The sequence below is a fragment of the Promicromonospora sp. CA-289599 genome, assembly GCF_050936155.1.
Taxonomy (GTDB): domain Bacteria; phylum Actinomycetota; class Actinomycetes; order Actinomycetales; family Cellulomonadaceae; genus Promicromonospora.
The window spans coordinates 4,612,257-4,633,169 of sequence record NZ_JBNJNI010000001.1; the positions used below are offsets into that span (position 1 = coordinate 4,612,257).

At 68.7% G+C, this 20,913-nt stretch carries 13 protein-coding genes; 8 read left to right on the top strand and 5 right to left on the bottom strand.

Going from position 1 to position 20,913, the window contains the following annotated elements; genetic code table 11:
* Positions 1-264: 264 nt before the first annotated feature.
* The 5 genes from ACQEVI_RS20575 to ACQEVI_RS20595 all read right to left on the bottom strand — a co-directional run bounded on the left by ACQEVI_RS20575 (position 265) and on the right by ACQEVI_RS20595 (position 13,308).
* Complete coding sequence (locus tag ACQEVI_RS20575) at positions 265-3,654, bottom strand: helicase-related protein (RefSeq protein WP_432902213.1); 3,390 nt, start codon at positions 3,652-3,654, stop codon at positions 265-267.
* 134 nt (positions 3,655-3,788) lie between these two features.
* The gene (locus ACQEVI_RS20580) at positions 3,789-7,253 is read right to left on the bottom strand and encodes a Swt1 family HEPN domain-containing protein (protein ID WP_432902215.1); all 3,465 of its coding nucleotides are present in this window, start codon (positions 7,251-7,253) and stop codon (positions 3,789-3,791) included.
* Entirely contained in the window at positions 7,253-10,114 is a 2,862-nt protein-coding gene (locus ACQEVI_RS20585) for a DUF1156 domain-containing protein (RefSeq protein ID WP_432902217.1), read from the bottom strand. The genes ACQEVI_RS20580 and ACQEVI_RS20585 overlap by 1 nt, the downstream gene beginning before the upstream one ends.
* Positions 10,115-10,256: 142 nt before the next feature.
* Positions 10,257-11,747, bottom strand: a complete 1,491-nt coding sequence (locus ACQEVI_RS20590; protein WP_432902219.1) for an AAA family ATPase — start codon at positions 11,745-11,747, stop codon at positions 10,257-10,259.
* A 367-nt stretch (positions 11,748-12,114) separates the two neighbouring features.
* A complete protein-coding gene (locus ACQEVI_RS20595; protein ID WP_432902221.1) occupies positions 12,115-13,308 on the bottom strand; it encodes a hypothetical protein in 1,194 nt (397 codons plus the stop codon).
* A gap of 238 nt (positions 13,309-13,546) precedes the next feature.
* Here ACQEVI_RS20595 and ACQEVI_RS20600 point away from each other — a divergent pair, with 238 nt between their 5' ends.
* From ACQEVI_RS20600 to ndk, 8 genes are all read left to right on the top strand, one after another.
* Complete coding sequence (locus tag ACQEVI_RS20600) at positions 13,547-14,818, top strand: bifunctional folylpolyglutamate synthase/dihydrofolate synthase (RefSeq protein WP_432906030.1); 1,272 nt, start codon at positions 13,547-13,549, stop codon at positions 14,816-14,818.
* Between the two features lie 134 nt (positions 14,819-14,952).
* Positions 14,953-15,948 carry a dihydroxyacetone kinase subunit DhaK gene (gene dhaK, locus ACQEVI_RS20605; protein ID WP_432902222.1) on the top strand — a complete coding sequence of 332 codons (996 nt, stop codon included), beginning with the start codon at positions 14,953-14,955 and terminating at the stop codon, positions 15,946-15,948.
* 45 nt (positions 15,949-15,993) lie between these two features.
* A complete protein-coding gene (gene dhaL / locus ACQEVI_RS20610) occupies positions 15,994-16,677 on the top strand; it encodes a dihydroxyacetone kinase subunit DhaL (RefSeq protein WP_432902224.1) in 684 nt (227 codons plus the stop codon).
* Complete coding sequence (gene dhaM, locus ACQEVI_RS20615) at positions 16,674-17,420, top strand: dihydroxyacetone kinase phosphoryl donor subunit DhaM (RefSeq protein ID WP_432902226.1); 747 nt, start codon at positions 16,674-16,676, stop codon at positions 17,418-17,420. The genes dhaL and dhaM overlap by 4 nt, the downstream gene beginning before the upstream one ends.
* Positions 17,421-17,478: 58 nt before the next feature.
* Positions 17,479-18,180 (top strand): TetR/AcrR family transcriptional regulator, encoded by a 702-nt coding sequence (locus ACQEVI_RS20620; protein WP_432902228.1) that lies wholly within the window; start codon positions 17,479-17,481, stop codon positions 18,178-18,180.
* Between the two features lie 64 nt (positions 18,181-18,244).
* Complete coding sequence (locus tag ACQEVI_RS20625; protein ID WP_432902230.1) at positions 18,245-19,858, top strand: MDR family MFS transporter; 1,614 nt, start codon at positions 18,245-18,247, stop codon at positions 19,856-19,858.
* Positions 19,855-20,295 (top strand): DUF4233 domain-containing protein, encoded by a 441-nt coding sequence (locus tag ACQEVI_RS20630; protein ID WP_432902232.1) that lies wholly within the window; start codon positions 19,855-19,857, stop codon positions 20,293-20,295. Before ACQEVI_RS20625 ends, ACQEVI_RS20630 begins: the two co-directional genes overlap by 4 nt.
* 87 nt (positions 20,296-20,382) lie before the next feature.
* A complete protein-coding gene (ndk, locus tag ACQEVI_RS20635) occupies positions 20,383-20,856 on the top strand; it encodes a nucleoside-diphosphate kinase (RefSeq protein ID WP_432902234.1) in 474 nt (157 codons plus the stop codon).
* The last annotated feature ends 57 nt before the right edge of the window (positions 20,857-20,913 follow it).

Here is a 20,913-nt window from a genome sequence, read left to right on the forward strand (position 1 = left end):
TGCCCGCAGGCTACGCAGCGAGGCGCGCAGTTTATGGACGTCGCGGGGAGGGACGAAGACCACGGCGAGGACGTAGCCACGGGCTTGGTCTCATCGACATAGACGTTGCAGCCCAGCGGAATCTTGTTCGCCTCGATCGGCTCGGGCTCTGTCACGGTTCTGATCCTTGAACGAGTGAAATGACGAGAAGGCGAGCCCCTCGCAGGGGTCTCGCCTTCTCGTAGGTTTTCAGGGTCCAGGGATGCCCACGTACGACTGGAGCGATTACCGTGGTGTACCGCCCATACGCCAGAGCTTCCTCCAGTCCTTGACGTACTTGGTGGTCGTGAAGTCGTCCGTGTCGGTGTCGTCGAACGCGTTCGTCACGTATCGGACGCGGTCCTCGCTTGCCGGCCCCGCTGACACCTCGACGAGGGCGAGGCGGTGTGTCTCCCCGAGGTTCTTCGCGTGGATGACCTCGTTCTTCGTGACGGTGAAGTCGTCGGCACCGACGATGCGTCCCTTGACCTCGATCTGGACCACAGTTCCGTCGGTGCGTACGGACCGGATGTCGAACCCGGGATTGTTGGGCGGCATCTCGAAGGGCTCCGCGTCCAGGCCGCGCTCGGCGGCAAGCACGGCGTCGACCGCCCGCCGCTCCACCCGGGCCGTGTCCTTGGGGTGGTGCGGAGCCTCCCCACCTTCCCGGCGTGCCCTGGCCGGATCCATCCCGCCCGGAATGACGAGCGCCGAGCCGCGGATGTGCGGGACCTGAGCCGTCAGCTGTTTCTCCAGATCGAGCGAGACCATGCGGTTCGCCAGGCGTTCCTCAAGATCCCGGGCTCTCCGGTAGGCGGTCTCGGGGCGCATCCGGGCGGATCTGCCCGACGCGAGCAGGTCCTTCAGCCGGGCTGACTCGCCGTCCCAGTGGCTGATCTCGGAGATCAGTCGAGAACGCACAGCGGCAGATGTCTTCGCCACGCGGCCGGCTACGACTTTCAGGACCCCCTCGAAGTGTGCAGGCAAGGTGTTCTCCGTAGCCCATTCCAGGGCGAACTCCTCGGCACCACGATTGAGCCAGGGCTCGCCGTTGGTGGTCTTCGCGATCGTCGACATCCGCTGTGGCAAGGGTTCGTAGTCGAGGTACGGCGCCGGACCTCCCGGACGAGCGTGGCCGTCGGGGGTGAGCTCGGTGTAGGCGAACCGCCGGGAGATGGTGTCGCCGTGCCCGTTGTTGATCGACTCGGTGGTCGCGACGAGCAACCACGGCTCGGTCGCCTCGGAGTCTGCGTCGAAGAGCACGGTGCCCTGTTCGAGCGTGGGGCCCAGGTCCTTGATGGTGAGGTCGACGACGGCGTCCAGCAACGGGTGACCTGGGGCGAGCAGCTCCGCCAGAGGACGGCCCGGTCGGCGGATCTCGCCGCGTTCGAAACACACCCGTTCGTACCGGTCGAGGACGTGCTGGGTGCCCGTACCCGTGTCTGCGCGACGCACACGTTCGGGGACGCGCGTGATCTCGTAGCGGCCGGCCTCACGTCCGGTGATCCTGCCGCCGAGACGCTTGAACGCGGCGTGGAAGAACGCCCTCAGGTAGTGCGGCTGAAGCCGCCGAGCCTGCGCCAGCTCGAGCTGGCGAGCGATCTCCGCAGAGTCCGCGAGCGTCAGCGTCTCGACGTTCAGGGCCCGTTGGGCCAGCAGCTGCTGGAGTCCGTCGCCGACGGCGGCGTCGATCACCTCTTCCAACCTGGCGCGCACGTCCGGCCGGTCGCCGTAGCGGATCGCCTCCAGGAGCAACTGGCGCAGGGGCTGGTTCTCGAACGCCTCACCCAGGACGTCGAACACCTGCCCGCCGAAGTCCTTGCGCTGCCGTTCCACCTTGGTGAGCAGCCGATCGAAGACGTCACCCTCACGTGTCCCGGAGGCGTACAGGTTCCACAGGTGGCAGGTCTCGGTCTGTCCGATGCGATGGATGCGTCCGAACCGTTGCTCGATCCGGTTGGGGTTCCACGGCAGGTCGTAGTTGACCATCAGGTGCGCTCGCTGGAGGTTCAGCCCTTCTCCGGCCGCATCGGTCGCGACCAGGACCCGGACGTTCCGGTCCTGGGTGAACCGCTCGGTCGTCTTCCGGCGTGCGTCGCGGGGAACTCCTCCGTGGATCGACACCACGGCACCGGGGTCGCCGAACAACGTGGCGACCTGGCGCACCAGGTAGGTCAGCGTGTCCCTGTGCTCCGTGAACACGATCAGCTTGCGCGGCTCCCCGCCGGGCGTCGTCACCACGCCCTGCTCGGTGAGGATCGAGCGCAGCTCGGTCCATTTGCGGTCGGTTCCCGACAGGCGTACCTGCCGTGCCAGGGCGACCAGGCTGTCCAGCGTGACGATCTCTGCCCGTAGCTCCGCGACCGTGCGTGCCGCTGTCGCCGCGTCGAGTACCTCGTCCTCGAGATCCTCCAGCTCGGCCGCGTCAAGGTCGTCGAGCCGGTCGTCGATCGTCTGGTCGTCCCAGCCCACGGTGCGTGATGACGGCATGATCGCGGCTCGAGTCCCGGAGAAGTCGATCTCGTCGACGCGGGACTGCAGGCGGTCGCGCCGTCGCTCCAGACTCCGCAGGATCGCCTCCGGGCTCGATGCCAACCGCCGCTGCAGCACTGTCAGGGCGAACCCGACCGTGCTGCGGCGCTGCCCGTCCGAGGTCAGCCGGTCGGCGCGGCCCATCTCCGTGCCCACGTAGGTCGTCACGGCCTCGTAGAGCTCGCTCTCACCCGCGGAGAGGTCATAGGGCACCGTGTAGGCACGGCGTTCGGGGAACAACGGCCGGCCGTCCATGGTGAGCAGCTGTTCCTTGAGCATGCGCCGCATCAGATCGTCAGGGCTCGGCAGAGCCTCGTCACCGCGCGGGCGACCCTCGAACCGGTCAGCGTCCAGGAGGGCCAGGAAGAGCTGGAACTGGTCGGCGTGCCCTGAGTGCGGTGTCGCCGTCATGAGCAACAGGTGTCGGGCTACGTCGCCGAGCACCTTTCCGAGCTGGTACCGCTTCGTCTGCTTGAGCTCCTGACCGGACCAGCTCGCCGACATGCGGTGCGCCTCGTCCACGATCACCAGGTCCCACTCGGACCGTTCAAGGGCCTCGAGCAGTCCCTGATGGCGGGAGAGCTGGTCCATCCGAGCGATCAGGCGTGGGTACTTTGCGAACACGTCCACGGGTGTCCGGGCCGCGTCGACCGCCGCCTTGGTGAGCACCTCGAACCGTAGGTCGAACTTCTGCACCAGCTCGTCCTGCCACTGCTCGACCAGTGACCCGGGAGCCACGATCAGGCACCGTTCCAGGTCGCCCCGGAGGTCCAGCTCCTTGATGTACAGGCCGGCCATGATCGTCTTGCCCGCCCCGGGGTCGTCCGCGAGCAGGAACCGGAGCGGGGTGCGGGGCAGGACCTCTGAGTACACGGCCCTCAGCTGGTGGGGGAGCGGGTCCATGTCCGACGTGGACACTGCGAGCATGGGGTCGTGCGACGCCGCGTACCGGATGCGGAGGGCCTCCGCCGCGAGGCGCCAGTCCGCGGGATCCGCGTCGAAGGCACGCCCGGCAGTCGGCTCGATGCTCAGCCGTGGCTCGTCCGATCGCCGCAGGACGGCGTCTCCCGTCACACCGTTCGACTCTCGATAGGTCAGCTGCATCGCCGACCTTCCGATCCATCGTGTGGCGATCACGGTGACCGGACTCCCGGTCACACCTCCCACCCGGACGCCCGGCACGAGGGCGTCCAACCCAGTGGTCAGTACGGGTTCGGCAGCAGACGGCGTCGTGTCGGTCACTCGCTCTCGAAGCCCTTCTGGTCCAGTCCCAGCGTCTCCGCGTTCTCCCGGACGGTACGGATCGTGTGCTCCGGAAACCCGCCAGGGTTCGTGGCCTGGATGTCCACGGTGATCTCGATCGACGTGCCCTCCGCCGCGGTCAACGCGCTGATCAGCTCCTCGCGGAGCAAGTTCCAGTCCTTGACGTAGGTGACGGGGTCCAGAGTCTTGGTTCCGTAGAACCTGCGCAGCGTCCCGCCGGGACCGCTGCCGACCTCTCCGTGGTCGACGTCGGTGTCGTCGCCCTGGCTGTCCGGCACGCCCCGGGTCACTGCGGGTCGGGGAATGGCGCCGGCGCCGCTGGGCGCGCTTCTTGTCGCGGGCGACAGTGCGTATGCCGCGGCGGCGGTCGAGGTCTCCTCCGCACGTTGAGTCGTCGCCCTGTCCGGCCGGACGAGGTACCAGGTATCCGGAACGATCGTCGGTTCAGGAACGTCGCCAGGAATCCAGAGGCCGATGTAACGCCCCGTGGACTCGTCCAGCCCAGCGGCAAGGGCGAACCCCTCGTCCTGCCACACGAATGAACCCGATACCGAGAGCACCGCGTCCTCAAGGACCGAACGAGAGGTGAGGCGCTGGAGGTACGGGTACTCCGTGTACCAGGACCACAGGTCGCCCATGCGCACATGACCGGTTGCCCAGGCGCTCGACAGTGGACCGGTCAGGCGCATGTGCAGCACTGCGAGTCCGAGCTGGCGGACCAGGAGGGCCTCGGACGTGATCTTCTCCGCGACCCGTTCGGACAGCGTGCCGCGTCCTTCGCCGATGCGGACGAAGCGATTCTCTGGATGTCCGGAGGCCTCCTGGGCAGGGACCAGGGCCGCCGTGAAGGTGGAGCGAAGGCGGACGTCGACCGCTGCTTTCAGTCGTGCGACTCGCGTCGTGGCCTGGTTGGCCTGCGGGATCGTCAGCGCGAGCGACTCGGGGTCGTCGGCGATCGATCGCCAGGCCATGTACTCGCGGATCACGCCGTCCAGGTCGGGCATGCGTCCGGCGTCGGCGCAGACCATGACCAGCATGTTCCGGTGACGGCGCTGCGCCGTGCCGGACCGGGTGAGCAGCTCCGCTGCGAACGCCGCGGCCGACGACGTCTTCTCGTGGGACCACGTGAAGCGGGGGTGCAGGACTGCCAGCCGCAGCCCGCCGTCGTCCGGTACCTCGCCGGTGTCCTGGACCCCGGCGTGCACGCCGGCGAACGTGTCCTTGGTGCGGGCCTCGACGTGCAGCAGGTCGGTGATCTCCGCGTGGACGTCGGCCTCCAGATAACCGGCTGCCCGCTCGGTGGCCAGACGTGCCACGGACGCGGATCTGTCGTACCAGAACCGGTCGCCGTCCTCGTAGAAGTAGGTGGCGCGCTGGCCCAGCAGCTCGCGGGCGTCGCCGATGTGGCTGAGCGCGTCACCAGGCACCGCGGTACCTAGCCGCACGTGCTGCTTGTCCAGACCGCGGTGCGCGGTCCCGACGGTGCCGATGGACCCGACGAACACCGTCCGGGCGATCCGGCGGGTCAGTGCCCGGTTACCGAACGAAGGGCGTTCGGCATCGATCGCCGCGGGGGTCGAGGACTCGCCGTCGACGTCGGCCTCGACCACCGTCTTCCAGGAGTCGTCGAGGAGCTTGGTGATCTCACCGGTCACCTCCGGTGTGCCGATCGGCACGGTGCCGGGTGTGATCAAGGGCGACCGGTCGTCGGAGACCCACAGCGCGTGGATGACGTGGCTCATGAGCTGCAGCACGCCGCGGGTGCGCTGGAACTTGGGGAGCGTGGACCAGTCCTCGTAGAGGCGGTCGAAGAGCTCGGGGTGTACGGGATAGGCAGCACGGATCCGCGCCTCGTACCCGCTGGTGGTGGTGTCCGACGGGAACATCCCGGAGTTGTCGCGGTAGAACTTGATGTACTGCTTGGAGACGGCGGCGATGTCGGCCAGTGCCGCGGCATCGGGCTCCTCGAACAGACGCCGGCGCACGATCTCGAACGACTCCACGTTGTTCGCCGGCCGCCAGTCGTCGGCGGTGCGCCCGATGACCTGCTGGAGCCGTTCCAGTGCCGCGGTGCCGTTGGGTCCGCCGACCTCCAGCGCGGACCCACCGCCGCCGTTGTCCAGGGTGTCCGACGCCGGGATGGAGACCACCAGCATCATCCCGGGTGTGGTCTTGGCCAGTTCGGTGAGGTGCTGGGCGAAGGTGAACTGGGCCTCGAAGGTGCCTGCGGGCAGGTCGTCGCGGCCGACCAGCAGCCGGGCGTAGGCCACCCACTCGTCGATGAGCACCAGGATCTTGCTGCCCGACGCGATCGTGTCCTGCACGAGGCTGCTCAGGGCCTCGCCGGCCGGCACACCGAGTTCGTCGGAATTTCGGACCCGCTCGTAGGCAGCGAGCCGGTCGGCCGGGTCGGGACCGCCGAGCTGCCAGGCGAGCTCACCCCATAGCGTGCGGATCCCGGGGCGTCCGTCCTTGGTGTTGGGCTCGGCGGAGGAGAGCCAGGTGCCCACCAGTGCGACACGTCGGACATCGAGGTCGCCGAGCGGGTCTGCCTCGTCGGAGAACTTCGCATCGGGCAGTGCCTCGTGGACCAGGTCCTGGATGCCTTGGGTCATGCTGCGCGAGGGCGTCCGTGAAAACAGGTGGTACAGCGCGAGCATGGAGTGCGTCTTGCCGCCGCCGAACTGCGTCTGCAGGTTCACGACCGGACTGCCCGACTGCCCGGCCAGCCTCTGCACGGCCCGACGCAGCAGCTCGTTCAGCCCGCTGGTCAGGAACGTGCGCGCGAAGAACTGGACGGGGTCGGTGTACTCGGGTGCGTCCTGGGCGGTGCCGGTGGCGACCGCGTGCAGGTCGGCCGCGAACTCCGAGGAGGAGAACCTGCCGGTGAGCACGTCCCGGTGCGGTGTGACCACCTCGCGCCACGGCTTGATGGTGGTCCCGGCCACGGTGGCGGTCGCGGCCACCGCAGTGGTTCGCTGGCGCAGCACGTTGCGGGTCTGCTTCTCGAACACCTCGCGCTGGTGCATCTGCCGCAGTTCGGCGACGGCCGCGGCGTCGTCGACGGCGCCGATGGCCTGCAGCAGCCGCTCAGCGGTGTCGAGGATGCGGTGCGTGTCGTCGCTGGACAGCTTCTCGCCGTGGAACGTCGCGTTGGAAGACTCCCGGAGCTCGGAGGCGAGGGCCGACTGGGCGCGCGACAGGTCGTTCCGGAAGACCTGATGACGCTCGGTGATGACGCGCAGCAGGAACCGCACGTCGTCTCGCGAGTAGGTCTTGGTGGCGCCGAACCTTGTCGAGTCGGCGGCGGACATGAGCTCGACCCAGTCCTTGCCGGCCGGAACCTGAGTCTTCATGCGCATGTCCACCCATGGCGCGATGCCGGACTGCAGGTGGTCCAGCCCGCGCATCGCCTTCTCGCGGTTCGTCAGGGTGGTCATCAGTGGTCCCCCTCGGTATCGCGCACGGTGTCGAAGTCGAAGCCGCCCTGAACGGGCGCGGACTGGATGGTGCGGGAGGCGGCGACCACGTCGGCCCAGGCTCCGCCGAGGCCGTTGAACAGGCCGGCGGTCGGGGCGTCCTTGGTCTCCAGGAGTTCGTAGAGGCGCAAGGCGAGTCGCTGTACGTCCTCGAGCGAGATGTGGGCGCTCGGGTGGTCGGTGATCGAGGCCATGAGCTGGGCCGCTCCAGTGCGCCCGTCGGTGGCGTAGGCGCGGGCCAGCTGGCAGGTCGCTTCCCAGAGGGAGATCCGGTCGTCGCGGGACGGATTCCACGCGGAGTCGAGCTCCTGTGGCTTGACCAGGGCGACCTTGTTACCTCGGGACGTGATGACGCCGCCGCGGGCGACGCCTTCCACGCTGATGCCGAGTGGTACGGCCAGGGACTCGGCGTCGCCGTAGGGTCGGGTGGACCAGCCGTAGGACGCGAGCCAGTCCAGGCAGAAGCGAGTGTCGGCGTCGAGGTCGCCGTCCTGCTCGGACTCGAACGCGTCGAATGCTCGGTTGATGAGGGCCAGGGCTGTCTTCACCGGCATGGGGGTGCCGTCTGACTCCAGTACGCGGCTGTAGCGGGAGTAGACGGCCATGCCCGGGCCGAGGATGGTCTGTCGGAGGTCGGCGGGGGCTATGGCGCCTTCGCGGATCTTGGGAAGCGCCTCGTCTAACTCGGCACGTAGTGCGCTGAGGAAGCCTGAGCGGTCCGTGGCGGGGGCACTGGCCTCGCGAGGACGGAGGGCCAGGACGATGGAAGAAGCCAGAGCGTTCGTGCCGCTAGCGATCATCCGGTTGGCCAGTTCGGAGCGCACCGGCCACGTGGCGGTGATGGTCCAGCCTTGGCGGATCATTCCCTCGAGGAACGTGGACCAGCCTGTGCTGGCTACACCTTCCTTCTCCAGTTCGGCCTGCTTGAAGGCGTAGAACACGGTGATTGGGTAGTCCGGACTGGCGGTCTCTCGGGCGCGGCTGAAAACGTGCTCGAATCCGGTCTCGAAGAACTTGTCTGCAGCGTCCCTGCTGCCGTGACGGTACGGGTTTGCGACCAGTTCCTCGTCCTTGGGGACCAGCATGGTTCCGAAGAGCCCCTGGTGAATGGGGCGAAGTGCTCGACGAAGCCAGACGTAGAAGAAGTCGGAGAGGTCACTGTAGCCGATATTGTCGTAATACGGCGGGTCGGTTGCAACCAGAACGTCCGAGTAATCGCGGGTAGAAGCATCGGCTTGCAGCGCGCGGCCGCTGTGACTCGCTGGCACCTTGTCGATGGCGCGAGCAACCCAGCTCAGATCCTCGATAAGGTCGCCTGACGAGTTTCCGAAGGGATTGGCCTCTGCGAAATCCCATGCCATCGGGATCGCCTGCCGTGCGAAGAGCCCTCGCACGGCTTCCATCTTTGGGCTGCTGTCCCAGGAACAGATAGCAGTTGACTTGTTGGTTGCTCGGCTGATGGCGAACGCCAAGTACGTTGCAATCGCGTCTGCGTAGGCTTCCGCGTCTGTTCCGCCGTCGGCGAGACGAAGTCCGGAGGGAAGACCGGCGCTGATCGAGTCCTTGTGGATGAGCTCGCGGACCTCGGACACGAGGTCGCTCAACGTGCTGAGTGCGGTGAGTTGCCGGTTGGTGAACAGGTCTGCCCACTCGGTCATACCGTAATTGGGTGTCTTGAAGTCCCGCGGATTCGTAGGGAGAATACCGCTTGGGACGTTTGGGGGGCGGGTTAGATCGGCTGCTTTGATGTGTTCGCTCGTCGCCTTGAGATAGATCCGCTGACGTTTTCCTTCGGCGACTGTCGCCATCAACTGAGCATCTATCCGCTTTGAGCGGCCCTCCGCGCGAATGTACCTGAGGTCGATGGCCGTCTTGCACGCGAAACATTCAGCTCCCCGCCGCCCTACAGTCCCTTCGGTGGTAAGCGTCGGCACTTCTTTGGAATCGTGGCCAATTGTGAACCTGATGTGCCTGCCGGAGGGCGCTGAGGCATCGTCAACCACGGTGGGGACGACGTAGGATTCTTTGCCATTCTTCTTACCGAGCCACCAGGAGCGCACCAACGGCATCTGGATGCCACACGCGGGATTGGGGCACGTGACAGTTCGGGCCCAGATCCAGGCGATGACGGTGGCCTCGGTGTACTTGCCGGTCGGATTGCCATCGACGTCGAGCACTGGGATCTGGGCCTTGGGGTACAGGTGGCCGATGCGTTCGGCTGCGCGATCCCGCATCCAGGCTCCGTAGCGCCGCACGTCCTCCGCCAGCCCGGTAGCGCGTGGCCACCCGGTGGTGCGCTGCTCGGCGTCGGGCGAGACCGGAGCCTGGCCAGCGAACTTCGGCGGGATCTCGATGAGCGCCTTGTTGATAAGGACCGCTACGGGGTTCAGGTCACTCGCATGTGCTTCCAGCCCCAGGCGCTGCGCCTCCAGCGGGATGGTGCCACCGCCAGCGAACGGGTCCAGGATCGCCGGCGGGTTTCCGCCCGTGGACCGCATGATCTCGGCGTGCGCCTCGGCGTAGAGACGTTCGTCGCCGATGTTCTCCCACTTCACCAGGCGTCGGATGATCGCGTGCAGGCGCTCGCGCTCGGCCTTCTGGCTCTCCTCGTCGGGGAACGCCGGGTCGTCGATCGGATCGTCGACGAGCTGGGCGAACAGCACCGCGCGTGCCGCTGCGAGCGGCCGACGGGCCCACCACAGGTGCAGCGTCGAGGGGTGACCGTGCCGGATGGATTTCTCGCGCGCCGACTCGGCGTTGATCTCTTCGAGCGGAATGGAGACTTCGATGAGCTTGCGACGACGGTGCCCCGGCTCGGTCATTTACCAACGATATGGCTTTTTATTCAGAAGAATGGGGACATGCAGGGTGAACTATCGACCTGTATGCATGAAATGTCAACGGATTATTTGTGTATTGGAATTGAAATGCCATTGCGATTGCATGGAGCGGCCTGCTGTCGAACTAAAGCTCGACACTCGCATATAGATCTGCCGCGTCAACCAGCACAAGCCCCTCGTCGTTCTCTGCGCGCTCACGAAGTTCCGGCGTGAATCCGGCCGCGCTGACGCACAGCAGGCGTGTGGTCTCGGCGCCAGGCTTCCCCTGCGCACTGAGCAGTGAACGGACATGGGCGAGTCGATCGACATGGCCTCGGCCCATCACGTCACCCCACTTAACCTCGCCGATCGCCAGTAGCGGCCGGGATCCGTCCCTGTCGTTGTGCCCGAAGGCGGCGACGTCGATCTCATGGCTGGTGCGAGCCGCAGGGTCGTTGACCACACCTGCCCCGACAAGGTTCGGCAGGTCGCTCAGCAGGTCTTCGGGCGCAAGGTGCCTGACCCAGTGGCGCACGACGTGCTCGAAATGGGGACCCAGCACGTTGCCGGTAAAGCGGCGTTGCGCTGCGCGCCACAGGCGTGAGGCGTCGCGAGTGTGCTCCAGGTCGGACCAGATGGGTCGCATGACGGCGTGATGGAAGGTGATGAGCGGTTCGGCGATCCGGAAGTTCGTTCGGTTGCCACGGAACGCGTCGGGCTCGTGGACGATGAGTCCGCAGTCTTCGAGGATCGTCAGGGGATGGGCGAGGTCCCCGGACTTGCGCCCGAGGTAGGACGCGATGTGGCCCCGAGTCGTGTTCCCGGAGGCGATTGCGGCCAGCACCGAGTGATAGAGGGCCGTGTCGCGCAGGTCGGGCTCATCGGCCAGGAGATAGCGGGCCTCGCGGAAAAGGGGGCTCGTCGGCGAGAGGACGGTGCGTACCACCCAGGCGTCGAAGTCGTCGGGTCCCTGTGGAGTGTCGTCACGGGCGAACTCTCGCCGGTAGGCAGGGGTGCCCCCGACGATCGCGTTCACTTTCATAGCCGTCACAGGGTCTTCCACGTCCCAGAACTGGGCGGCTAGCTGGTGGTCGAGCGTCGGGACGACCAGCTCCAGGGCGGCTCGCCCGCGCAGCGGGGCGCCGCCGCTGAGCAGTTTGCCCATGAACGACATCGCTGAACCGCAGAGAAGCAGCCGCGTGCGGCTCTCGTCGCGCTCCTGGCGCAATGGCGCCAGCGCGTTCTGGATGATCGACGGCAGGCGCGGGTTGGCGCGTACCAGATAGGGGAACTCGTCGATCACGACAGGTGTGGCGCCGTCTCTGCCCAGTGTGAGCAGCACGTCCACCACTTCGCTCCAGTCGTGGAACGTCAAGGGTGCGGGGGCGCCGAGGTGGTCTGCCAGAGCCGCGCCGATGAGCTGCAAGGACTCGGCGTCCGTGGCCTCCTCGGCCGCGAAGTAGAACCCGCCTGTCGCCTGGCACAGCGCACGCAGCAGGAAGGTCTTGCCCTGCCGTCGCCGGCCGGACACGATGCCGAGCGATGCGCCGCGGGTCGAGTCTTGGGCGAACGCGCTCAGGGCGGCCCACTCCCGATCGCGGTCGAACATCTCGGCGGGTCGGCGCAGGTTTGACATGCCAGCCTCTTTCATAGGTGTACTTATCATAACTGTACCTATGAAAGTCTCGGCCGGTGCGCGTGGGCGTTCAGGCCGACGGCGGAACGAACGCCGTTCGCACGCAGCACCTTGTCCTGCTGGCCCTGGCCCGAACGTTCCGAAGGCCCCCGCGATGCGAGGGCCTTCTAACCGGTAGCCGAAGCATCCGGGGGTGTATGACGACGCTGACGCACATCTGGGTGGGCGTCAAGCGGGAGGACGCGCTGATCGGTTCAGCTGCTCCTCCTGGTCATCGGCGTTCGCAGTCCTGTCTGCGCGGCCTTTCACTCACACCCGAGCGAGCGCAGCCCACGCGTGCACCACCTCGTCGTGACCCGCTGGGAGGTCAGTCCTTGAGCCGCACCGCCCGGCTGCTGCCCATCCGGAGTCGGCTCAGCCCCAGCACAGCTGTCGCGACCGCGCCGCAGGTGAGCAGCGCCCAGTTCGGGTCGTTGAGCGCAGCGCCTGCGAGCGCGAGGGAGGCGACGGGAATGACGAGGCTGTTCAGGTTCCGGGCAAGAACGGACCGCGTGCTGCGACGAATGGTGACGACGGACGCGGCCGGCAGGTCCATCATGTGCCGCAGGGCGGTAGGAACCCGGACCGCCAGGTGCCGCGGCATGTCGCGTGCGGGCAGGGGTTTGGTCGGGTCGGGCCGGCCGTCCGCGGAATCGAGCCCCACTGGGTCGTGGTCGGCGACGGCGGTTACCTCGACCTCCGTGGTTCCCCAGCGGAGGATGACACCGTCGCCCGAACGGATGCCCAGTCGCGACAGCGCGACGTCCTGCAGAGTCACGACGTGCAGGTGCTCGTCGTCGGGATGAGCCGGCACAAGCCGCATCGACTGTTCGGGGGCGAGGAAGAACCAGCGTAGGCAGCGTTCGGTAGCCGTCCGGAGCCAGCCGCTGACCGCCGGAAGCGCGAGCCGCTTCCGGGTGCGGACATGTTCACTTGTGAGCGGGCGGAAGAACAGGGTGTCCTGCTCGACGGAGCCGGCCTCACTTGGTTCGGTGACCGCTCGTAGATGGTTGGAGATGCGTACCGTCCCGGGGCGCACGTGGTCGCGCGGCACGAGCGAGACCCACACGGCCACCCCATGACGCACCATGATCTGAGATCCACGCCCAAGCTCGGCGTCGTCGGCAACCTGGACCTCGTCGTTCCCAGGAATGTCGTGGACGAGCGGCAGGACCGGCGTGAGCGGCTTCGGGTCCGGAACCACGAGCGAGATCGTGCCCAGTTCCGTTCCTGAAGCCAGGCCAAGTCGTTCGAACGCCAGCCTGCTGAGCCAGAACGTCGGCCGTTCCTCTGGCTCGGCAGGGCGGGCGGCGTCGGCGCCGGTGTCGCCCCAGGCACGCTCCGCCCACGCCCAGGCAGATGTCCTGCGTCCGTCGCGCTCGATGTCGACCGGAACGGGCCCGGCAGCGGCGGCCAGGACATGGTCCGGCACGATGACCACGGGAACTGACGACGGGAGCCGGGAGATTGCGGCGGTGCCCTCGATACGGCGGTGCGGGCCGGACGGGCCAGGGTTGGGCACAGCATCTCCTCGCGCGCGGTGAGATCGGGCGTCATCGCAGCTTAGGGCACCGTTGCAGCTCGAGGTCCCAGCGGGAAACTATCCTCAGAGGGTGAACGACTCCCAGAACGACCCGCGGAAGAACCGCCGCGGCACCAGCCGTGGCGCCGAGAACGCGGATCCCGCGATCCAAGAGGCACTGAACCGGGTTTACAAGGAGATCCTGTCCCGGCAGCCCGAGCACGACATCGACCCCACCATGGCCCGCGTCGAGCGCGTCCTGGAACTGCTCGGCGACCCGCACCGCGCCTACCGGACCGTCCACGTCACCGGGACCAACGGCAAGTCCTCCACGGCCCGCATGGTCGAGCGGCTCGTCCGCGAGCACGGCCTGCGCACCGGCCGGTTCACGTCCCCGCACCTCACCAGCGTCACCGAGCGCATCGCCGTCGACGGCGAACCGCTCACCCAGGAGCGCTTCGTCGAGGTCTTCGAGGACGTCGCGCCCTACATCGGCGTCGCGGACCGCGAGTCCCAGGAGCAGGGCGGACCGCCCCTGAGCTTCTTCGAGGTGCTCACCGTCATGGCGTTCGCCGCGTTCGCGGACGCACCGGTCGACGTCGCGATCATCGAGGTCGGCATGGGCGGCGCGTGGGACTCGACCAACGTGGTCGACGGCGAGGTCGCCATCATCACGCCCATCGCCATGGACCACGAGCGCTGGCTCGGCTCCACCCTCGAGGAGATCGCCACCGAGAAGGCCGGGATCATCAAGGACGGCGCCGTCGCGGTGATCGCGGACCAGCGCGACGACGCCTTCGAGCCCATCCTCGCCCGGGCACAGGAAGTCAACGCCCACCTCATCCGCGAGGGCGTGGACCTCGAGATGGTGGACCGACGGGTCGCCGTCGGCGGGCAGCTCATCGACCTGCGCACGCCCGCCGGCGTCTACACCGAGATCTTCCTGCCGCTGCACGGCGCCCACCAGGCCCACAACGCGCTGCTGGCGCTCGCGGCCACCGAGGCGCTGATCAGCGGCGGGCGTGCGCTCGGCGCGGAGATCGTGGAGGCGGCGTTCGGCGACGTCGACGCGCCGGGCCGGCTCGAGGTCGTCCGGACGAGCCCCACCGTGGTGGTCGACGTCGCGCACAACCCGGCCGGCGCGGAGGCCCTCGTGGACGCGCTCGAGGAGTCGTTCAACCTCGAGCACATCGTGGCCGTGGTGGCGGTCATGGCGGACAAAGACGCCGAGGGGCTCCTGTCCGTGCTGGAGCCGACGGTCGCGGAGATCGTGGTGACCCGGAACTCCTCGGAGCGGTCGGCAAGCCCGGAGGACCTCGCGGTGGTCGCTCGCGAGGTGTTCGGGGAGGAGCGTGTGCACCTGGCCAACCGGCTCGACGAGGCGCTGCAGCTCGCGGCCGACCTGGTCGAGGCCAACGACAAGCACGGCGGTGGCGTCGGCACGGGCGTGCTCGTCACCGGATCCGTGGTCACGGTCGCGGACACCCGCATCCTGGTCGGCCGCGGCTGACCCCGGTCGCGCTCACAACCGACAGGGACCGGCGCTGTACTCGTGACGACGTTCTGGTGTTACATGAACTACAGGGGACTCGTGTGCGGGCCCGGCGTCAGCGCCAGGTCGGACAGCCCCGCGAGGAGGTCGCCGTGAAGAAGCTGCTGAACGATCCCGCCGACGCCGTAGCCAACTCCCTGGCCGGTTTCGCGCTCGCCCACGCCGACCTGGTCCGGCTCAGTACGTCGCCGGTGTTCGTCGTGCGTGCGGGCGGCGCGGTGACCGGCAAGGTGGGCCTGGTCAGTGGCGGTGGTTCGGGGCACGAACCGCTGCACGCGGGCTTCGTCGGCGACGGCATGCTCGACGCCGCCGTGCCCGGCGCCGTGTTCACCTCCCCGACCCCGGACCAGATCCTGCCCGCGATCCAGGCGGCCGACGGCGGGGCCGGCGTCCTGGCGATCGTCAAGAACTACACAGGCGACGTGCTCAACTTCGAGACGGCGGTCGAGCTCGCGGAGGCAGAGGGCATCACGGTCGCCTCGGTGCTCGTGAACGACGACGTCGCCGTCGAGGACTCCCTCTACACCGCCGGCCGGCGCGGGGTGGCCGGGACCGTCGCCGTCGAGAAGATCGCCGGCGCCGCGGCCGCCCGGGGCGCCGACCTCGCAGCGGTGACCGCCGTCGCCGAGCGCGTCATCGCGAACGTGCGGTCCATGGGGGTGGCGCTGGCCGCGCCGCTGGTGCCGCACGTGGGCCGCCCGAGCTTCGACCTGGGCGACGACGAGATCGAGGTGGGGATAGGGATCCACGGCGAGCCGGGTCGCCGTCGGGTCCCCGCCGCCGACGCCGACGCGGTCACGGAGATGCTGCTCACACCTGTCGCGGACGACCTCGACCTGGCCCGGGGCGAGCGAGTGTTGCTGTTCGTCAACGGTATGGGCGGCACTCCGCTGTCCGAGCTCTACGTGGTCTATGGTCGGGCGCGGCGCCTTCTCGAGGAGCGCGGCGTGACGGTCTCCCGTTCGCTGGTGGGCAACTACGTGACGTCTCTCGAGATGCAGGGGGCATCGGTCACCGTCCTCCGGCTGGACGACGAGCTCGAAGCCCTCTGGGACGCGCCGGTGACCACTGCGGCACTTCGGTGGTAGCTCCCTGGCAATGAGACTGGCGATGTGACACGAAGGGTTCCGGACATGGCGTTGGACGCGGACTGGGCCGAGCGATGGGTTCGCCGGACGGCGGACGCGATCGCGGAAGCGAAGGACGAGCTCACCGAGCTCGACCGGCAGATCGGCGACGGCGACCACGGCGAGAACCTGGACCGGGGTTTCAAGGCGGTCGTCGCACGGCTCGACGACGCCGCGGCCGAGCCCGCCCCGGCCGGCGAGCGGACGGTCGGCGACGTCCTGAAGCTCGTCGCGACCACGCTGATGTCCACGGTGGGCGGCGCGGCCGGACCCCTGTACGGCACGGCGTACCTGCGGGCGGCAAAGGTGTCGGGCCGGGTCGAGATCGACCCGCCCGCGATAGTGGCCGTGCTCGAGGCGGCGCTCGAGGGCGTGTCCTCGCGCGGCAAGGCGACGGTGGGGGAGAAGACGATGGTCGATGCCTGGCATGCGGCGGTGGACGCGGCGGAGGCCGCGGCGAACGACGGCGGTTCCGAGCTGGACGTCCTGCGGGCCGCGGCGGAGACCGCGGACAAGGCGGCGACCGCCACGATCCCGATGATCGCGACCAAGGGCAGGGCCTCCTATCTCGGTGAGCGCAGCGCCGGGCACGAGGACCCGGGCGCGCGGTCCACCGCGCTCGTGCTGGGCGCGGCGCTGGCCGCGGCCCTCTCCGGACCGTCGTCCGCCGACCCCCGCAGCGCGGCATGACGGCGCGGGTGGCCCTGGTCCTCGTCTCCCACTCCGCAGAGCTGGCCCGCGGTACGGCCGAGCTCGCCGAGCAGATGGCGCCCGACGTGCTGATCCGCGGCGTCGGCGGCGGACCCGCCGGCGGGCTCGGCACCTCGCTCGACGCGGTCCAGAAGGCCCTCGAGGACGTCCTGACGACGCTCGCGGACAGCGCGGACGGCGGCGGCGTCGTGGTGCTCGGCGACCTCGGATCGTCCGTGCTCACGGTCGAGGCGGCGCTGGAGCTCGACGAGTCCCTGGCCGAGCACGTGGCGCTGGCGCGTGCGCCGTTCGTCGAGGGCGCCGTCGCGGCGGCGGTGACCGCGCACGGCGGTGCGGACCTGGCGACGGTCCTGGAGTCGGCGAACGCGTCGGTCCGCATGTTTGCCGCGGTAGAGGCGGCGCGGTCGCCCGAGACGGGCGGTCCGCCGTCGGACGGCGCGGTGGACGGCGGGGCGGACGGCGAGACCGAGACCTCGCGCACCGTCACCGTCCGCAACCCGCTCGGCCTGCACGCGCGGCCGGCGGCACTGGTCTCGCGCAAGGTGGCCGAGCTCGGCGCCACCGTGACCATCGACGGCGTGGACGCCTCCAGCGTGCTGCAGCTCATGGCGCTGGGCGCCACGCAGGGCCGTGAGCTGCGCGTGGAGGCGACGGGGGAGCGGGCCGCCGAGGCGGTGGCCACGGTGGTGGAGATGATCCACGCCGGCTTCGGCGAGGTGTGACCGCCGTCTCCCATTTTTGCAGTTGATGAATTTTTGCGTGGGGTGCAAGAATTGAGCCATGGCCCCCACGACCCCTGCGCGCGCCGAGACCGCGACCGCTGACGCCGAACCGCGCCCGGACCTGCGCGAGCTCGCCGCCGCTCTCGAAGGGACGCCCGTCGAGCAGGGGCTGCGCGAGCGGAAGAAGCGCGCCCGGCGCGCGGCCCTGATCGACGCGGCGCAGCTGCTCGTCGCCGAGCACGGCCTGGACGCCGTGACCGTCGAGATGATCAGCGCCGAGGCGGGCGTGTCGGCGCGTACCTTCTTCAACTACTTCGAGTCCAAGGACGACGCGGTGCTCGGCGTGGAGGACACGGGCCTGTCCGAGGACGTCGTCCGGACGTTCGTCGACGGCGGCCCCACCGGCCGGCTGCTGTCCGACCTGGAGGCCCTGGTCGCCTCGCTGCTCACGCCGCACGCGGAGGCGCACGTCCGGGTGCGGCGGGCCATGGACCTCATGCAGCAGGAGCCGCGTCTGCTTCAGCGCCACGTGATCTGGATGGACCGGCACAAGAGCCGGCTCGTCGAGCTCTTCGAGGCCCGCCGCGCCACCACGCCGTTCAGCACCGACAACGAGCTGCTGACGATGCTCGTCCTGCTCCTGATCCGGACCGCGCTCGTCGCCTGGGAGCACGCCGGGTACACCGGCAACCCCGCCGACCACCTGCCTTCCGCCGTCGCGCAGCTGATCGACGTCGTCGCGCTCGACGTCGACGCCTGATCTCCGCCCCGCACCCGGCGGCCCCAGCCCCCAGCTCTACCTGATCCCCAGAAAGGCACCCTCCATGAGCCATGCCGTCACCACGGCGCCGGACAAGCCGCTGGTAGTCCTCAACCAGCGCACGATCTGGCTGATCTTCGGGGCCCTGATGGCCTCGATGTTCCTGTCCTCCCTGGACCAGACCATCGTCGGCACCGCGATGCCCACCATCGTGGGCGAGCTCAACGGCGTGGAGCACCAGGGCTGGGTGATCACCGCCTACATCCTGGCGATCGCCATCGCGATGCCGCTCTACGGCAAGTTCGGTGACCTCTACGGGCGGCGCTGGCCGTTCCTCGTCGCGGTCGCGCTGTTCGTCGTGGCCTCTGTCGGTGGCGGCATGGCGCAGACGTTCGAGTCGCTGGTGGCGTGGCGAGCCGTGCAGGGCCTCGGCGGCGGTGGCCTGATGATTCTGTCCCAGGCGATCATCGCGGACATCATCCCGGCGTCCGACCGCGGCAAGTACATGGGCCCCATGGGCGCCCTGTTCGGCATCTCCGCCGTCGCCGGGCCGCTGCTCGGCGGCTGGCTCACCGACGGTCCCGGCTGGCGCTGGACGTTCTGGATCAACGTGCCCATCGGCATCGCCGCGTGGGTCATCGCGTACTTCGCGCTGAAGCTGCCCTCGCACCGCTCCGACCGGCCGACCGACTGGGGCGGCATCCTCACCATGGCGCTGGGCACCACCGGCATCGTGCTGCTCACGAGCTGGGAGTCGCTCGGCAACGACGGCTACGACTGGTCCGACCCGATGCTGCTCGGCCTGCTGATCGGTACGGCGGTCGTCGTCGGCCTGTTCGTGCTCATCGAGAACCGCGTGTCCGAGCCGCTCATCCCGCTGCGGCTGTTCAAGAACCGGACGTTCACCATCACCACGCTCATCGGCCTGGTGCTCGGCATGGGCATGTTCTCCGCCATGTCGATGCTGCCGACGTTCCTGCAGATGTCGAGCGGCGCGGGCGTCACCGAGTCGGGCCTGCTGATGCTGCCGATGATGGCCGGCGTGATGCTCACCTCGATCGCCTCCGGCATCGCGATCTCGAAGACCGGCCGCTACAAGATGTTCCCGGTGGCGGGCCTCGCGATCACCATCCTCGGCATGGTCTGGCTGACGACCATCGACGGCGAGATGTCCCTCTGGCTGTTCGGGGCGATGATCTTCGTGCTCGGCGCCGGTATGGGCCTCATCATGCAGACCATCGTGCTCGCGGTGCAGAACTCGGTGGACCCGCACGAGCTGGGCACCGCGACGTCGTCGAACAACTTCTTCCGCGAGATCGGCGCGGCCGTGGGTACCGCAGCGTTCACCACCGTGTTCACGTCACGCCTGTCGGAGAACCTGGACGGCGTCTTCGCCGGCCTCCCGGAGGGTGCGGCGCCCGCCGGCGGCGGTTCCGGGCTGACGCCGCAGATCGTGGACCAGCTGCCCGAACCGCTCCGCAGCGGTGTGGTCGACGCGTTCGCGAGCTCGCTGGCCCCGGCGTTCTGGTACCTCGTGCCGCTGGTCGCCGTCGGCCTCGTGCTCGCGCTGTTCCTCAAGGAGGTCAAGCTGTCCAACGAGGCCGGCATGATCGCGCGCGGTGAGGCGGTCATGGAGGACGGCGCCGAGGGCAAGGAGACGGATACCCTGGTCCGGTGAGCAAGGATCAACCCGCCCCCGGTGACCGCATCAAGCCCAAGAAGTCCGCGCTGGTGCAGTTCACGTCGACCACGCTCCTGCTCGAGGTCTTCCTCGTGATCTTCGCGACGCTGGCGGTGTGGGGTCTGCGCAACTCGGAGTTCGGCCGCGGGCCGCTCCAGATCGAGTCGAGCGCGGCGGTCTGGGCGCTGGGTGGCGTCCTGGCCGCGGTGCTCATGATCCTGTCCCGTGCCCAGGGATCGGCCGCCGGCCGGGCGGCGGGTACCGTCGCGCAGGTCCCGGTGCTCGCGATGGGCCTGCTGGTGCCGATGATGTTCCTGGTCGGCGGGGTCTTCGTGGTGCTCTGGATCTACGCCCTGCGCCTCGGGACCCGGGTGGACCGGGAGCGTGCGGAGTACGACGCGGCGCACCCGGAGACGGCCCCCAACACCCCTTGATCGCACGTGTCAGACGCTCAGGTCACCCCGGTGACCTGAGCGTCTGACACGTTCAGGGAGGGCGCGCGGCACGGATAAGGTGGCCCCATGACCGACGTCGCAGAGAAGACCCTGCCCACGGAGGCCTCGACGCAGCCCGTGGCCGAGCGCACCCTTGTCCTCGTCAAGCCGGACGGCGTCCGCCGCGGCCTGTCCGGCGAGATCCTGCGCCGCATCGAGGCCAAGGGCTACACGCTGCGGGCCGTGCAGCTGAAGGACGCCACCACCGGGCTGCTCGCCGCGCACTACGCCGAGCACGAGGGCAAGCCGTTCTACGCCCCGCTGGTCGAGTTCATGATGTCGGGCCCGGTCCTGGCCGTCGTGGCCGAGGGTCAGGGCGTCATCCCCGGCTTCCGCTCGCTGGCGGGCGCCACGAACCCGACCGACGCCGCCCCCGGCACCATCCGTGGTGACCTGGGCCGCGACTGGGGCACCAAGGTGCAGCAGAACCTCGTGCACGGCTCGGACTCGCCGGAGTCGGCGGCGCGCGAGATCGCCCTCTGGTTCCCGGAGCTGGGCTGACCCGAAGGACGCCGAAGTAGAGCGTGTGTCCGGGCACGCATGGGTCACCCCGTGCAC